The organism is Sulfuricurvum kujiense DSM 16994 (assembly GCF_000183725.1).
GTDB lineage: Bacteria > Campylobacterota > Campylobacteria > Campylobacterales > Sulfurimonadaceae > Sulfuricurvum > Sulfuricurvum kujiense.
In genome coordinates this window covers 913,509-928,816 of record NC_014762.1, presented here as the reverse complement: position 1 = coordinate 928,816, position 15,308 = coordinate 913,509, and the positions used below count along the sequence as shown (strand labels likewise).

The 15,308-nt window shown below is 45.8% G+C and carries 15 protein-coding genes; 6 read left to right on the top strand and 9 right to left on the bottom strand.

Going from position 1 to position 15,308, the window contains the following annotated elements:
- Positions 1–3,540 carry a DNA polymerase III subunit alpha gene (gene dnaE, locus SULKU_RS04665; protein WP_013459782.1) on the bottom strand — a complete coding sequence of 1,180 codons (3,540 nt, stop codon included), beginning with the start codon at positions 3,538–3,540 and terminating at the stop codon, positions 1–3.
- A gap of 92 nt (positions 3,541–3,632) precedes the next feature.
- Positions 3,633–4,508: an AraC family transcriptional regulator gene (locus tag SULKU_RS04660; RefSeq protein WP_013459781.1), complete on the bottom strand. Its 876-nt coding sequence runs from the start codon at positions 4,506–4,508 to the stop codon at positions 3,633–3,635.
- A 216-nt stretch (positions 4,509–4,724) separates the two neighbouring features.
- Here SULKU_RS04660 and SULKU_RS04655 point away from each other — a divergent pair, with 216 nt between their 5' ends.
- Both SULKU_RS04655 and SULKU_RS04650 read left to right on the top strand, forming a co-directional pair.
- Positions 4,725–5,864 (top strand): aminotransferase-like domain-containing protein, encoded by a 1,140-nt coding sequence (locus tag SULKU_RS04655; RefSeq protein ID WP_041666743.1) that lies wholly within the window; start codon positions 4,725–4,727, stop codon positions 5,862–5,864.
- On the top strand, positions 5,857–6,243 hold the full coding sequence (locus tag SULKU_RS04650; RefSeq protein WP_013459779.1) for a PaaI family thioesterase: 387 nt from the start codon (positions 5,857–5,859) through the stop codon (positions 6,241–6,243). The genes SULKU_RS04655 and SULKU_RS04650 overlap by 8 nt, the downstream gene beginning before the upstream one ends.
- Here SULKU_RS04650 and SULKU_RS04645 read toward each other — a convergent pair.
- The gene (locus SULKU_RS04645) at positions 6,240–6,686 is read right to left on the bottom strand and encodes a YaiI/YqxD family protein (protein WP_013459778.1); all 447 of its coding nucleotides are present in this window, start codon (positions 6,684–6,686) and stop codon (positions 6,240–6,242) included. The genes SULKU_RS04650 and SULKU_RS04645 overlap by 4 nt on opposite strands.
- A 10-nt stretch (positions 6,687–6,696) precedes the next feature.
- Positions 6,697–7,452 carry a DUF481 domain-containing protein gene (locus SULKU_RS04640; RefSeq protein WP_013459777.1) on the bottom strand — a complete coding sequence of 252 codons (756 nt, stop codon included), beginning with the start codon at positions 7,450–7,452 and terminating at the stop codon, positions 6,697–6,699.
- Positions 7,453–7,624: 172 nt separating this feature from the next.
- Here SULKU_RS04640 and SULKU_RS04635 point away from each other — a divergent pair, with 172 nt between their 5' ends.
- Entirely contained in the window at positions 7,625–7,879 is a 255-nt protein-coding gene (locus SULKU_RS04635; protein ID WP_013459776.1) for a hypothetical protein, read from the top strand.
- Between the two features lie 15 nt (positions 7,880–7,894).
- Here SULKU_RS04635 and SULKU_RS04630 read toward each other — a convergent pair whose 3' ends face one another.
- Positions 7,895–8,572 (bottom strand): response regulator, encoded by a 678-nt coding sequence (locus tag SULKU_RS04630; protein ID WP_013459775.1) that lies wholly within the window; start codon positions 8,570–8,572, stop codon positions 7,895–7,897.
- Positions 8,547–10,478, bottom strand: a complete 1,932-nt coding sequence (locus SULKU_RS04625; RefSeq protein ID WP_013459774.1) for a 7TM diverse intracellular signaling domain-containing protein — start codon at positions 10,476–10,478, stop codon at positions 8,547–8,549. Before SULKU_RS04625 ends, SULKU_RS04630 begins: the two co-directional genes overlap by 26 nt.
- 146 nt (positions 10,479–10,624) lie before the next feature.
- On the opposite strand from SULKU_RS04625, the gene SULKU_RS04620 reads away from it, so the two are divergent.
- Positions 10,625–10,954, top strand: a complete 330-nt coding sequence (locus SULKU_RS04620; protein WP_013459773.1) for a flagellar protein FlaG — start codon at positions 10,625–10,627, stop codon at positions 10,952–10,954.
- A gap of 1 nt (position 10,955) precedes the next feature.
- On the opposite strand, the gene SULKU_RS04615 is transcribed toward SULKU_RS04620, so the two are convergent.
- The 3 genes from SULKU_RS04615 to efp form a co-directional block, all read right to left on the bottom strand.
- Positions 10,956–11,753 carry an Lcl C-terminal domain-containing protein gene (locus SULKU_RS04615; RefSeq protein WP_013459772.1) on the bottom strand — a complete coding sequence of 266 codons (798 nt, stop codon included), beginning with the start codon at positions 11,751–11,753 and terminating at the stop codon, positions 10,956–10,958.
- A complete protein-coding gene (locus SULKU_RS04610; protein ID WP_013459771.1) occupies positions 11,695–12,261 on the bottom strand; it encodes a DJ-1 family glyoxalase III in 567 nt (188 codons plus the stop codon). The genes SULKU_RS04615 and SULKU_RS04610 overlap by 59 nt, the downstream gene beginning before the upstream one ends.
- A gap of 125 nt (positions 12,262–12,386) precedes the next feature.
- Positions 12,387–12,953, bottom strand: a complete 567-nt coding sequence (gene efp / locus SULKU_RS04605; protein ID WP_013459770.1) for an elongation factor P — start codon at positions 12,951–12,953, stop codon at positions 12,387–12,389.
- 205 nt (positions 12,954–13,158) lie between these two features.
- Between efp and SULKU_RS04600 the strand changes: the two genes are divergently transcribed.
- Positions 13,159–14,523: a TolC family protein gene (locus SULKU_RS04600; protein WP_013459769.1), complete on the top strand. Its 1,365-nt coding sequence runs from the start codon at positions 13,159–13,161 to the stop codon at positions 14,521–14,523.
- Positions 14,523–15,308, top strand: a complete 786-nt coding sequence (locus SULKU_RS04595; RefSeq protein ID WP_013459768.1) for an efflux RND transporter periplasmic adaptor subunit — start codon at positions 14,523–14,525, stop codon at positions 15,306–15,308. The genes SULKU_RS04600 and SULKU_RS04595 overlap by 1 nt, the downstream gene beginning before the upstream one ends.

The following is a 15,308-nucleotide window of genomic DNA, read 5'->3' as shown; positions in this document are numbered from 1 at the left end:
TTAAATCACATCCACATCTTCTAAAGCACTTAATTCTTCGATCACCTTGTTATCCACCCGTATCGCCGAATCGATCACTACATCGGCAAGTTTCGAGACAATCGTGAGTTTGATCTCTCGGCGTCCCGGATGACGGCGGACGAGAGTATAGAGTTTCTCTAATGTCTCAAGATTGTCGCTGAGGCGGATACGCAGCTGCAACGGCTCCTGCGGAGGGAGGTTTTCGACGATCTTCGTCTCCACCTTTTTCGCCTCTTTTTTCGCTTCGGTTAACGTCATGATTTTGGTGACGCTGATACGGGTGAACATCTCGGTATGGGTCACTTTGACCTTGAACGCGATCGGCTCGTCCAAATCCATCGCTTCGAGCTGGTCGACTTTATCGCTGAAAAGCATCACTTCGATATTGCCGTGGAAGTCCATGAGGCTTACTAATCCGAACATAGACCCTTTTTTCGACATCTTTTTCGTGATCTCTTCGACCTTTCCGATAAAGATGGCGCTGGAGCCGTCGGCGATATTCTCGATCTCAGATGAGAGGGTATAGTTGATCGCGTCGATCTGATCGCGGTAGTTGTCGAGCGGATGGCCCGAGACATAGAACCCGAGGGTATCTTTCTCGAAATCCAGAAGCGTTTTGAGATCAAACTCATCCATATTTTTGAGGTTCAACTCGACTGCCGTCACCTCTTCATCATCCCCGAAAAGGCTGAACTGGGCATCTTTTTTCAAAGACGACCCTTTTTTCGCCGTCTCGACGAGGGTTTCGACCTGCTCCAACAACGCTCGGCGGGAATATCCGAAGTGATCCAGTCCCCCCGCTTTGATGATACATTCGATCACCTTTTTGTTCACCTTTTGCGGTTCGATGCGGTTGATGAAATCCTGGATGTCTTTGAACTCACCCTCGCTACGCGCCTCTAAGATCGACTCGACCGCCGCTTCGCCGACCCCTTTGATCGCCCCCAGACCGAAGAGGATTTGATCCTGATCGTCTTTCGTGATCGCGGAGAATTCGAGCTGCGAGTGGTTGATATCGGGAGCACCGAGGAAAATTTTCATCCGTTTGGCTTCATCGATGTATTTGACGACCTTGTCGGTGTTGTCTTTTTCCGAGGTGAGCAATGCCGCCATAAACTCCTGCGGATAATAGGTTTTGAGCCATGCCGTCTGGAAGGTGACCATCGCGTACGCCGCCGAGTGGGATTTGTTGAACCCGTATCCGGCAAATTTTTCGATCAGATCAAAGAGTTCGGAGGCTTTTTTGTAATCTAACCCTTGATTAGCCGCACCCTCAGAGAACTCTTTGTTGTACTTTTGCATCTCTTCGATTTTCTTTTTCCCCATCGCACGGCGAACGATGTCCGCCCCGCCAAGGCTGAAGCCGCCGACCGTTTGTACGATCTGCATGACCTGCTCTTGGTAGACGATAACCCCATAGGTAGGCTTTAGGATCGGTTCCATTGAGGGGAACGTATAACTGATCGCCTGACGGCCGTGTTTACGCTCGATAAAATCATCCAGCATCCCCGATTCCATCGGTCCCGGACGGTAAAGGGCGAGTACCGCAATCAAGTCCTCGAATGAACTCGGTTTGAGCCGTTTGTTCAAATCCTGCATCCCCGAGCTCTCTATCTGGAACATCCCGATCGTGTCACCGCTTTGGATAATCTCGTACACTTTCGGATCGTTCTCGTCGATCGTGTGCCAGTTGACCTCTTTGTTGTACCGTTTTTTGATCAGTTTGATCGCGTTGTCGATAACATCGAGCGTTTTAAGTCCCAAGAAGTCGAATTTGATCAGGTCGATGTCTTCGAGGTAGTTGAGCGAATACTGGGTGACAAACGTCTCCTCGCCCGAGGGTTTGTAGATCGGCGTTTTCTTCCACAGCGGTTCGTTGGAGATAACGACCCCCGCCGCATGCATCCCCGCATTGCGTTTGAGCCCTTCAAGCTTTTTAGAAAACTCCCATACCCGCATTGCTTGAGCATCATTTTCAATCAACTCTTGAATCTTCGGCTCTTTTTGGAATGCTCCGGGTTTGAATTCGCCCCCTTTGGTTTTACCGTTAAGGGTGATTCCCAACTCATCGGGGATCAGTTTGGCCATCATATCGGCTTGGGAGAGCGGCATCTCCAAAACGCGCGCAACGTCGCGGATAACCCCTTTGGCTAACAACGAACCGAATGTGATGATCTGTGCGACCTGTTCGCGCCCGTATTTTTGGACGACGTAATCGATGATCTCGCCGCGGCGCGCCTGCATAAAGTCCATATCGATATCGGGCATCGATACCCTCTCCGGATTCAAGAAACGCTCGAAAAGCAAATCGTATTTCATCGGATCGATGTCGGTAATCTCGAGCGCGTACGCGACGAGGCTCCCCGCCGCCGATCCCCGTCCGGGACCTACCGCGATCCCCATCCGTTTTGCTTCACGGACGAAATCCCAAACGATGAGCATGTAGCCGGGGAATTTCATCTGGTTGATCACCTCCATCTCGAACTCTAGGCGCTCGCGATATTCGGTATGCCGCGTCTGTGGCACATGGATCAGACGCTCTTCGAGACCGATGCGGCATCGGTGGATAAAGTACTCCGAATCTTCCGCAATTTCCAACCCCTCTTCACGGGCATATTCGGTCGTAAATTTGAAATTCGGCGGTGTCGGATTCCCCAGTTTCAGCTCCAGCTGGCATTTATCGACAATTTCCTGAGTGTTATAGAGCGCTTCGGGGATATCGGCAAACAGCCGTGCCATCTGCTCAGGGGACTTGATATAAAACTCATGGACGGAGTGGCGCATACGCTTGGGGTCATCGTAGAGTTTATTCATCCCGATACACATAAACGCTTCGTGATACTGTGCATCGTCCGCATAGGTGTAGTGGGTGTCGTTGGTCGCGATGAGCTTGATATTGGTCTCTTGGGAGATACGAATCACCTGCTCGTCGATAAAAAGCTGATCGGCGATACCGTGACGCATGATCTCCATGTAAAAATCATCCCCGAAAATCTCGCGGTACTCCAACGCGATCCGTTTGGCTTCGTCATACCCTAACGCTCCGTTTTTGACGTTACGTTCGCTATTGGTGTTGAGATGCCAATTCACCTCCCCCTGCAAACACGCCGAGGTGCAGATGATTCCCTCGCTGTTTTCGCGAAGAAGCTGTTTGTTGATACGGGGGAAGTAGTAAAAGCCGTTGATATAGGCTTGGGAAGAGAGGTACATGAGGTTCTTATAACCCGCTTCGTTTTTGGCAAACAAACAAACGTGAAAACGCTGTTTGATCGTTTTATCCCCCAAATCCTCGCCGTTATGAATATACGCCTCCATCCCGATGATCGGTTTAAGCCCCGCTCCGCGCATCTGCTGATAAAAATCGATCGCCCCGAACATATTGCCGTGGTCGCTCATCGCCACCGACGTCATCCCGAGTTCTTTGACACGCGCGGCAAGTGCGGATATTTTGTTGGCACCGTCAAGAAGAGAGTATTCGGTATGGAGGTGCAAATGGGTAAACGGAGGAATCGTGCTCATAAAAAAATGCCTTGAAAAAAACTGGTAAAGATTATAGTAGGTGAGCGATTAATATCTCATTTAAAAGAAAACGGACTTTAAAATCCAATCTTTTATAAAACGGTGATCGGCAGATAAAACTCGAGGTCAAATTCATCGGATTCATCCACAAAATGGTTTTTCCGATAAATCGCATACGGAGGCAGTGTTTTCGCTTCAAAACCGCTCTCAGGAAGCCATATCTGATAAACATAGCGCATAAAGTGGAGAACATCCCCGTATTTTCCCTGTATATGGAAAACGGCACACAACGATGCGGGGATTTCAAAATACGCCACGCTTCCATGCAGCCGCATCCCTTTTTTTACCTCGATAGCGGCTATATAGGCACACTCGTCCGGCGGGGTAATCGTAGGATTGTCGTGATGAAATCCGATTTGCCGTGCATTTTCGGGAATAGTGTTTTCGATACTCCATCCTACCAACCGATTCCAACTGTTTTTTATGGAAATATTGTATCCTCTATGACGTATATACGCTGCATAAATAGGGGGACTTTTAACGATTTTCGGAATCGTTCCGCTGAAATCCCGATCGGAATTTCCAAATGACGAACCCTCAAGAATTTTTTCGGAATAGAGCAAAGATTCCCCGCTTTTCCATACTTTCGGGGTCGTATGAAAGCGCTCTTTAAACGCTTTGATAAAGGAGGTTTGCGAACTGTATCCGCACATCTGCGCGATCTCCGAAACAGTGGCGTATTTATTGGTCAATAACAGACTGGCAGATTTTTGGAGACGTATCGATTTGATCGTTTCAAACAGATTCCGTCCCGTCTCCTCTTTGAAAATGCGGTGCAGGTGATGGGGGCTTATCCCCTCCATCTCCGCCAATTCCGCAACATTCAAATCGGTATCGATGTGCAGATAGATATACGACAAAACTCTGTTGACGCTATCGGCATGGTGATGTTTCGTTTCCCGTTTCATTTTATTTTATACATCCCGACCGGCAAAGCCGCTCGGGATGGCAGGGACAGGTTTGTCCCTTGCAACCCCCTAAAGCTTTCCGCATCAATGCGGAAGATATAAGCCATATTAGCACAATTGAATAAATATATTGATGATTTTGGATAATTTTAGTGTGTATTTGGATAAAGAATAAAAAAATTATTTTTTTTACAATGTCATAAAAAAGGAGATCCCGTGAAACGATCGTTTATTCGAGAAATTTTAGAAGTTATCGGCAGCGATACGGTATCGTTTGCCGGAGGGTTGCCGGATGAGAGTCTCTTTCCGATTGAGGAGATGCAAAAGGCTTCGCAAGAAGTTTTCGCCACCCCAGGAGCACTGCAATATTCGATTAGTTCCGGCATACCGTCACTCCGTGAAAAACTGGCGTCCTACTATAGCGCGATGGGATTGGAAACGAAAAGCGAAAACATTCTTATCACGACCGGTGCGCAGCAGGCACTCGATTTGATCAGCCGCATCTATTTTACGGCCGGAACCGTTGTCGAAGCTCCGGCCTATTTGGGGGCTTTGAACGCATTCAGCGCCAACGGATGTCCGCTGCATCCCGTAACTTTAAATCCTACCGGTCTGGATATGGATGCTTTTGAAGAGAAATACAAACAAACCAAACGTGCCTATCTGATGTGCGATTTTCAAAATCCTACCGGAATCAGCTATACCGATGCGGTTCGACAAGAGCTCGCTCGAATCTCGGTCGAAAACGACGGAATTATTGTAGAGGATGGAGCCTATATGGAACTGTTTTTTGAGGAGCGCCGTGCTCCGCTGTCCCTGTACGCTCCGCACAATACCCTTCATGTCGGGTCGTTTTCCAAAACACTCGCACCGGGGCTTCGTTTGGGATGGATCAGAGGGGATACAAAACTGCTCCAACCGATTTTGGCGCTTAAAGAGCGTTCCGACCTGCATACGTCGACACTATCTCAGCTTTTAGCCGATCGTTTTTGGGAAAGCGGTTTTTTCGGAAAACACTTGCGTAAAATTCGTGCCGCCTACAAACGCAAATGCGATGCGCTGGCCGACGAACTTACCTCACAGTTAAGCGATTTTTGCTTTATAAAACCGAAAGGGGGGATGTTTATCTACGGTACTTTTCCCGATGAAATCGATGCCAAAGAGTTAGCGATGCGGTGTTTAAAAAACGGTGCGGTATTCGTACCGGGAGGGGAATTTTATTCCGGCGCTCCCCTCAGTGCCGAAGCCCGTTTTAATTTCAGCAATGCAACATCCGAAGAGATGCGTCGGGGAATCGAAATCATCGCACAAACCTATAAATCCTATAAAGATCACAGGGAGAGAAACGGTGCATAATATCAAGTTTCCGTTTTTAGAACATATCGGCGGTAAACTGATCCGCTATGAACAAGGGAGTGCCGAAGTTGAACTCTCGACCATGCCCTATCACCTTCAACATTTGGGATTTATCCACGGAGGGGTGATCTCAACGCTGATGGATAACACGGGATGGTACGCCGCCGTTTCCAATCTCGGCGAGGGTTTTACATCAGTAACGATGGAGATCAAAATCAATTATCTAAAACCGGCATCGGGAAAACATCTCCGTGCTCTCGGAAACGTCATCCGTCAGGGAAAAAAGACGTCGTTTGTCAAAATCGAACTGTATGATGCCGATAACCTCGTCGCCTTCGCAACGGGAACGTATGCCGTATTAGAAGAGACAAAAGACTAACGCCGTTTTGAGAGGACGTTATTCAACCCGTCCGCAAACGCCCGCACCGTTTTTTCACCGATTGTCGAGGGGCCGCCTGTGATCTCTCCGTTATTGCGCAGCTCTTCCATCAGATTGCGCATCGCGAGGAGATGTTTGATGTTGTTTTCATCATAAACCGTCCCTCGAGGATCGAGTCCGACTCCCCCTTTCGTGACGATCCGATCCGCCAGAGGGATATCGGCGGTTATGACCAAATCTCCCGCTTCGCACAGCTCGGCGATGCGGTGGTCGGCTTCATCGGGCCTCTGTGCCACCACCTCCATCGAGACATGGTGAGCATCGGGGATACCGATACGCTTATTGGCGATAAAAATGGTGGTGATCTCCCGTTTCAAAACCGCTCGAAGCAGTATCTCTTTGAGGGCATTCGGAAAAGCATCGGCATCGACAAGGATTTTCATAAGTAGCGTCCTAAAACTGCCAAAACAGACTCGTCATATAGGCGGTATCTCTCTTATCGACACCGACGGCGGGACGGCTGTCATACAGATATTTCGCACTCAGGCTCAGATTGAGCTGTCCGACGATCGGCAGAATCAATTCCGCACTTTGCGACGAAACATAATCGGATGTTTCATTGAATTTCGGCTGAAAATACCCGATATAGCTCACTTTCGATCCGATCAAAAACCCTTTGGTATACGCAATATAGCTGTTTAAACGACTGTTCTGTTCATTCGGATTGAACTCGGTATGGGTATACTCGATTTTTTCGGCTAATCCTCCCATACCGATATACCCCCTGCCCCACTCCTCCGAGTTCATAAAACGCCAGCGCACCCCCGCACCGCCGAGAGAGCGTTCGTTGATATCTTTAAATTTATCCTGTTCGGATTGGAGAAAGAGTTCCCATGTCCAATCGCCGTTTTGATTCAATGCATGGATATAGCGTACATGAGCATAAATTTTATCTTCATTTTTTGTCCCGTTGGATTTGCCGTAATCATACGTAAAAGTCCCCCAGGTCAGGTAATCATTCCCCTGATCGTATTGCAAGCGTATCCCGAGAGAATACTCATCTTTTTGCGTGTTACCGCTTTTAGAACTGAGCGATCCCGATACATTTCCGCTCAGCCCGGGCTTTGAGCCGATATCTACCGGTGCGATACTCACGAGCGCAGACAACGATGTCGAAAGAAAGAGGGGGAAAATAAGAAAATTGCGCACTAAACACCTTTGCCGTAATTTTTTCGAAATTATAGCGACCGGAGATTGCATTGATCTGATTTTTTTCTAAACGTTAGAAAATTGAAATAGAATGTTAGAAGATCATCCCCTATAATAATACTACATAAAATAACTACTCTTAACAGAATACATTTAGTTAAAAGGCTTAATAATGGTCATTACCAATCTTGACAGCGAATATGAATATACAAACGATTTCATCTCCATAGATTTATCCAATCCCAGCCACCCGAATCGGATTTTGGATATTTACGGCCGATTTAACCATTCGACAAACGAATATGAATACAACATTCAGGCACAATGGATAAATCATGAGGAGCGAACTCTCGAACTAGACGAAAAACTTTTTTTGGATTTTGCGAAAGCGGTCAATAAAATAGCCGAAAAAATTCTAAATCGATGAAATCGACCGACTACGTTATCTTCTAAGGATATACCCCGTACCGTAAATATTCTCGATCGATAATATTTCCGCTTTGTTTCGTAACCGGTTGATTAGTTCACGTATAGCGGAATCACCGATACTCTTATCCCCCCATACGGCATGACGCAGCTCCTCCATCGTAATCGGCGAATCGGGTTTATTCAAAAACAGCTTGAGTGCGCCGGTCTCATTTTTACTCAATTCGATGATTTGGGACCTCCAATACAATCGGCACGCCTCCTCATCCAGCCGGCACTCCGAAAACTGTTCTTGCCGTTGTGATTTGTCGATCCCCTCCCGCTCTTTTCTCACCCTCGAAACGACCATCAGCAATACGGCAATAAGATCGGTCTCCCGAAACGGCTTCACTACAAATCCGTACGGATGGGTTCCCGCCGCCTCTTGAAGCGTCTGAGGATCGCTATACGCACTGATATAGATAACAGCCAGATTGTATTCGCTTAAACCCCGTACCAATTGTATTCCGTCGGTTGAGCCTTGGATATTAATATCCATAATGACAATATCGATACGGTGCCGAGCCAAAAGGCTCCGTGCCTCGTCGGCACTTTTAGCCGTTCCGGCGACCTCAAAACCCTGATCCTCAATAATCTCACGAATAAATCGGGAAGTTATCGGCTCATCTTCAACGATCAGAAATGTAAGATTCATTCAGAAACTCCAAACTAAAATAGGTACCGCACCATTTTTTATAAACGATTTTCGCATCCGGCAATTTTTCCGCCAATGAATGTACCAGCATAATACCGATACATTTCTTATTCTGTGAAAATCCTTCAAATCCGATCCCGTTGTCTTTAATCCGAAAACGGATATGATTGCCGTACTGTTCGCATCGTACCAACAGCCTGTTTCCGGTTTCATGGGTTCTAAACGCATGTTTAAACACATTGCTTAAAACTTCATTACAGATCAATCCCATCGTAACGGCCGTATCCATAGTGATCTCCAGCGGCTGCAACGCCGATATAATCTGAACGCTTTCCCCCAGCGTATTTCGCCGACAAAGATCAACTAACGATTGCAGATATTCATCCAGCTTAACCATCGCAATATCATTGCTTTGGTAGAGCATCTCATGGATCATGGCCATACTTTGCAGCCTTGCCGTACTGTCATCGATCAGCGTATGCACCGCTTCATTATCCGTCCGTTTCCGTTGAAGCCACATCATCGAAATGATCACCTGCAAATTGTTTTTTACCCGATGATGCACCTCTTTGAAAAGAGCCTCTTTCGCCGTTATACTTTTACGAAGTTCGAGATTGGCCATATAAAGTTCGAACGTCCGATCTTTGACCTCTTGAGCAAGCTCGTCTTTTGATTTTCTCAATATGTCGGTTAAAACTTTAGCCTTTTGTGCCGCCTCATCCTGAAATCGCTCTTTCTCCGAACGTATGACGTTAATTCGATCCGCCAAACCGAACGAGAGGAGCAGCAGTTCAAAAAAAACACCTATCTGCGTTCCCCAGATCGTAAAGAAATTGATCGGCATAAGACCGATATTTTTCATCCCTGTCAATGTTATACCAATAAATATAAATATCCATGCGATCATGTAAAATTTTGAAGCTCTGACTTTATAGCGAAAATAGGCTATCAATCCGACCGTCGTCAGGCTCACGGCCGTCGTAAACAGGACAACGACCGATAAAATAATCCCGCGGTGATAATCTAGTACAGCCGTCAGGAGAAGAATGACTATCGCAAAAATCAAAATTCCCAGCAGTACTTTATCCTGTTTCGGCAGCAATGTTTTTGTATCCAAATAGGCGCGAGTAAATTTAATGGCAAGCACATGGGATAATACGAGCAAAAACGGGATAATGCTATTGTTGATTTCAGGGTAAGAGGGCCATAAATAGCGTAAAGCGACGCCGCTCAGTGCCAATAGGGTCAAAATGTTGACAATCTGAAAAATGACGTAATAAAAATAGCTCTCTTCGCGGATGGAGAGAAAAAGGAAAAAATTATACAAAATCATGATGCTCGCACCGCCGTAAAAAATCCCTAAAAGGGCTGTTTTAGTTATCTGCGAAGCATAATACTGTTCATTATCCATTAGATAAAGCTGTAAATCCATCGAACTCATCGAGTGGACATGAAAATAGAGCACCTCCTTGCTGTGCGGCTTCATAACAACCGGAAATATAATATTCTCGTCTTTTTTTTCATGCAGAGCAACGGCGATGGAATCCCCGCTGATTTTCATACTGTAGGTTCCATCGGGATTATTCTGGTAAAAAGTCACTCTGTCTAAAAGGGGATAGTCAAATTTTAACAGCCGGCTAATCGGAAAATTGTGCGGATTTTGCAGGGAAACTTTGATCCAAAAATCGGATTTTGTCAATCCGAATCCGGCAGAACGGCCATTGAGCGGGTGAAATCTTTTTTGAACATCCTTTGTAAGAATCTCTTCATACGTCAAATTCCCGCTTTTATCTTCCAAATAAAGATAGTGTTCGTGCAGAACGTAACTCTTAGGGTCTGACACATCGATGTAGTTTTCTGAAAAAAGAAGCGTGCAGAAAAATAATAAAACTGTAACTATACGCATCTGCTCTCTTCGCCAAAAATAAAATACACCGATTGTATTGTGAAGAAAGCATTATAAAAACAACTCTTCTAACAATCCACTGTTTTTTTCTAACGATAGACTACTATAATATTGCTAATTATTATAATATACAGGCGATACATGATATGGATCCAATAAAATTTAATGGTTTGGGATCGTTATTTGATACACAGCTAACATCGCAAATAAATCCGGCATTATCACTAGTACAAAAAGCAGACAAACCATCCAATATGACTGAAAACATCAAACTCATTGAAGATCTCAACCATTCTCTCGGCCAACTCAACACCACGTTACGTTTTAGGGTCGATGATGAATCCAATGTTTTTTATGTTGCGGTCATCGACACAAAAACAGATGAGATTCTACGCCGTTTCCCCCTCGAAGAGTTGCCAAATTCGGCAGCGATCCATCCTAATGCTTCAGGAATATTTCTCAATACAAGTAGTTGAATTATTCAGATACGCACCGCGCATGCGTTGCATCATTTTTCGGTGCGGTTGCAACGGAACCCAGCTTAAAACCGACGACATAGGCTTCTTGCGCATTCAGTGTATCAGCACTCCAGTAATAACGATGCATTACGGGCCCAAAAAATTTCATATCCAATGTCGGACGAACATAATCGTAATCGACTATCCCATACAGCTCTTCAGTGCTTGGCAAACGCCATGTCCGTCCATACAGCGATAGGTTCTCGCACATCTCTTTGGCTTGGTCGTAGGTATAGCGGGCTTTTTTGTCGGTAGCATCCAGATCATGCCATAAAAGCCCCGTATCTTCGTCCAGCGTCCCTTGGGAAGTTTTTGTGTAATGGTGTATCCGCTTCGGAAGGATCGGATCGTTCGTACAGATGGCGGCAATCTTTTTCCATTTCGGCGAAAAGGTTATATTGCGCTCTTTGGGATAGAAACTGAATCCCAATTCCTCTAAAACACCGCCGTCCCCTTCGCTTCCCGTACCGATGACGGCATTACCCGAAGTGATCGTATTCTTCGACCAATAGCTGAATCTATCAGCAAACGGCACCGCTGTATCAAGAGCATAAATTTCACCGATCTCCATCGCTCGATATCCGGGTCCCAGGGTACGGCAGTATTCGATAGCCTGTTCTTGTGAATAAGCTTCTTTTTCAGAAAGTTTTATATCCGCCGTCGCGGCAGCAGTCATCGAAAAAAGTGCTAAAAAAAGTTTAAAGTGATGCACAATAATCTGCCAAAAGTCCTTTTCGTAATTTTTGGGCGCTCTCATATCCCACAAATTTTTCTGCAATGGAGAGAGCAAAACAAATAGCGGTTCCCGGGCCGCGCGATGTCATGACGTTGCCACTTTCGACGACGGCATATTCGTCCCCGGTAAATCCGGCGATATCAATTTCTTCTTCAATTCCGGGATAGCAGGTATATCCCTCTTTCAAAACTCCTGCGGCGTGTAATGCAAAAGGGGCGGCACAGATGGCACCGATATTTTTCCCTGCCGCATCCATCTCTTTGAGAAGTTCCTGAACAACCGTATCGTGTGCAAGAGCTTTTGTTCCTCCCCACCCCCCCGGAAGAACGATCATATCGAGTTCGTCCGCATGCATCCCTTTAATTGGGGTATCTGCTTGGATTGTAATACCGTGAGCCCCTTTGACCAGGAGATTCTGAGTCAATGTCCCTATAATGACGTTGATACCCGCACGTCGCAATACATCAATAATACTAATAGCTTCAATCTCTTCAAAACCCTCTGCAATAGGGACTAAAATACTAGACATTGGCTCTCCTTTATCGATAGCTGCTGTTATTGTACTCTGAGAAAATAAAAAATGATTGTAATTTAAATTGTAATTAAACAGTGCAGAAAAAGCGGTCCGCGGAAAATTTCCGCGGGGAGAGTGAATTATTTCACTTTCTCCATATATTCACCCTCAACGGTGTTGACGCGGATAATATCCCCTTCCAAAACATGGTAAGGAACCTGGACTACCGCACCGGTTTCAAGAGTAGCCGGTTTTTTAGAGGCACTTGAAGTATCACCCTTGAAATTTGGAGCCGTTTCAACGATTTTGAGTTCCATAATTTCAGGAGCGTCAACGCTGATTGCATTGCCGTTATGGAATACCATTTGAACGCTTGTACCGTCTTTGATCCATTTCATCGCATCGTCGCATTGATCGTACGTCAAACCGAGTTGCTCATAGCTTTCATTGTCCATAAACTGAAGCATTTCGCCGTCATCATACAAAAACTGCATCGTTTTATGCGCCATATTCGGTACTTCGAATTTATCACCGGCATGAATCGTTTTCTCGATCACTTTACCGTTAAGAAAACTTTTTACTTTACAACGGACGAATGCCGCCCCTTTACCCGGTTTAACGTGTTGGAACTCTACTACTTTATACGGTACACCCGTAATCTCCAAACGTACACCTTTTTTGATATCACCCATACCGATTGTTGCCATCAGGAAACCTTTTTTTGTCTTTTATTTGTCCGAATTTTACCCGAAACTGCACCGAATTTCAAACCCGATGTAACTTATGGTATGATTTACCACAGTAATCAGAGAAATCTGTGACAGTTTTTAGCTCTATTAAATACGTTAATGTGTATAATAATCTTATATGATTGATTAGAATCACAAATACATTATAAAAGGATCAATGTTCATGACAGCCTTTTCACGTGTCTTCAGCGCAACGCTTTTGATCGGCTCCTGCAACCTATTCGGTGCAGGTCTTTCACTCCCTGCGGCACTGGAAATTTTAGAAAACAACAATCTTGAAATCAAAACCGCCGCCCTTGATTTGCAAAGCGCGCAGCGCGATACGTCGATTGCGAAAGGGTACAATTTCGGCTCGCTTGACTTGACCCAAAACTTCGTACGCTCCAACGATGCCGGAAACGTTTTCGGATTTAAACTCAGCTCGCGTGAAGCTAATTTCGGCGATTTCAGCGCTGATGAATTCATGGCCAATTTTATGGCCGGTTCACCCGATTATACGACTCCGCCCAAACGGCTTAACTATCCGGGCTACCAAAACTACTACCAAAGTAAACTCACCTACATGCTCCCTATCTTCACCGGCGGCAAATTAAGTGCATACGGCGATATTGCCGAGAAGATGGAGCAGATCAAAAAACTTGATTCTGACCATATGAAAACCGAAAAACGGTATGAATTGCGTAAAAGCTATTACGATATGGCACTTTTGCAACACTCTATCGACCAAATGAATACCATCCATAAAAACATCTCGACCTTGGAACGGACCACGCAAATGATGCTCCAGGAGGGGTATGCGAAAAAAGTCGATCTTCTCGAAGTGGAAGCGAAAAAAGCGAACGTCGAACGCAGCCTTACCGAGATGGAAGCAAACAAAAAACTCCTCTATCACTACCTCAGTTTTTTACTCAACGAAAATGTCACCGAGATCGAACTTCCCGCTTCGGATTATCCGGCTTCGCTCATCAGCGAAGAAGACGTATTGTCCAACAATACCGATCTGAAAAAAGCGCATGAGGGGCTGGAAATCCGTGATCGTATGGTCGACCTTGCCTATGCACCGTTTCTTCCTCAAATCGGTGCTTTTGCCGAAGCCAGCAGCGCCGATGATACATTTTTAGGCAATTTCAACGACCACAAAGCTTACACCGTCGGAGCAAAACTCAGCTGGAACCTTTTTAACGGTGCCGTAGACAAAAATGCTCTGGAAAAGGCCCGTATCGAAAAGCTAAAAACAACCACCGAAGTGGAACTGGCTAAAAAAGGGATCGCCCTTCAATACGATAAAATCCGAACCGAAATCGATAGCCTGAACTCTCAAGTCAAAAGCTTGGAAAAAGAGCTGGAACTCTCCGATACGATCTATAAAAACTACGAGGGGCGTTATCATGAACACCTCGCCTCTATGAGCGACGTCATTATCAAACAGTCCCAGCAAATCGAAAAAGTACTTAATCTACAGATGGTCAAAAATCAACGAAACGAGCGAATTTTCGCCCTCGAAAAACTTAGCAACGGAGTCAAATAATGAAATTTTGGATTACATCCCTCGCCCTCGCCTCAACCCTCAGTGCTGCAGGGATCAGCCTCTCAGGCAGCGTTATCAGCGATAACCAGAAAATGATCACTAGCCGCAATATGGGGTTCGTGACCAGTGTCAATGTCTCAGAAGGATCACGTGTTTCCAAAGGACAGCTTCTGTATACGATCGATTCCAAAGAGATCGATTCGGCAAAAACCCAAGTGGAACTCGGCATCGCCCAAGCCGAACTTTCGTTACAAATGTACCAGAACCAGTATGCCAATCTCCAACTTAATCTGGAACGGAACAAACGTCTTTTGACTCAGGACATGGTAAGCAAATTCGAAGTTGAAAACCTTGAGCTTTCCAAAAAGAACCTTCAAAACATGATCGCTATCGGCGAGCGTCAAGTCAATCAGGCCAAAGCCCGTCTGCAAGAGGTCAATAACCAATACAACTATCTTCGCGTTACCGCCCCCAATAACGGTGTCGTCGTCGCTAAAAACATCAAAGTGGGAGAGATGGCGATGCCGGGAATGCCGGCAATCGTCTTATCCGATTTAAATGCCCTTAAAATCGAAGTCGAAGTAGCCGAAAACAATCTTCAGCTCGTGCCGATGGGGAAAAAAGTGAAAGTGACCATCCCTTCCGTAAACTATGTCGGGATCGGGCGGGTCAGTGCCATTATCCCGAGCTCCAATCCGATGACCCATACCTTTAGAATCAAAGTATCGTTCAGTGCCAAACAAACCGTCTATCCCGGAATGTATGCCACTGTTGATATCGAGTAA

Bases quoted from the DNA above. Each gene is read 5' to 3' on its own strand.
- SULKU_RS04610 (WP_013459771.1), bottom strand. From the start codon at position 12,261: ATGTCTAGTATTTTAGTCCCTATTGCAGAGGGTTTTGAAGAGATTGAA.
- SULKU_RS04595 (WP_013459768.1), top strand. From the start codon at position 14,523: ATGAAATTTTGGATTACATCCCTCGCCCTCGCCTCAACCCTCAGTGCT.
- SULKU_RS04635 (WP_013459776.1), top strand. From the start codon at position 7,625: ATGGTCATTACCAATCTTGACAGCGAATATGAATATACAAACGATTTC.
- SULKU_RS04645 (WP_013459778.1), bottom strand. From the start codon at position 6,686: ATGAAAATCCTTGTCGATGCCGATGCTTTTCCGAATGCCCTCAAAGAG.
- SULKU_RS04660 (WP_013459781.1), bottom strand. From the start codon at position 4,508: ATGAAACGGGAAACGAAACATCACCATGCCGATAGCGTCAACAGAGTT.
- SULKU_RS04615 (WP_013459772.1), bottom strand. From the start codon at position 11,753: ATGAGAGCGCCCAAAAATTACGAAAAGGACTTTTGGCAGATTATTGTG.
- SULKU_RS04620 (WP_013459773.1), top strand. From the start codon at position 10,625: ATGGATCCAATAAAATTTAATGGTTTGGGATCGTTATTTGATACACAG.
- SULKU_RS04630 (WP_013459775.1), bottom strand. From the start codon at position 8,572: ATGAATCTTACATTTCTGATCGTTGAAGATGAGCCGATAACTTCCCGA.
- dnaE (WP_013459782.1), bottom strand. From the start codon at position 3,540: ATGAGCACGATTCCTCCGTTTACCCATTTGCACCTCCATACCGAATAC.
- SULKU_RS04625 (WP_013459774.1), bottom strand. From the start codon at position 10,478: ATGCGTATAGTTACAGTTTTATTATTTTTCTGCACGCTTCTTTTTTCA.
- SULKU_RS04600 (WP_013459769.1), top strand. From the start codon at position 13,159: ATGACAGCCTTTTCACGTGTCTTCAGCGCAACGCTTTTGATCGGCTCC.
- efp (WP_013459770.1), bottom strand. From the start codon at position 12,953: ATGGCAACAATCGGTATGGGTGATATCAAAAAAGGTGTACGTTTGGAG.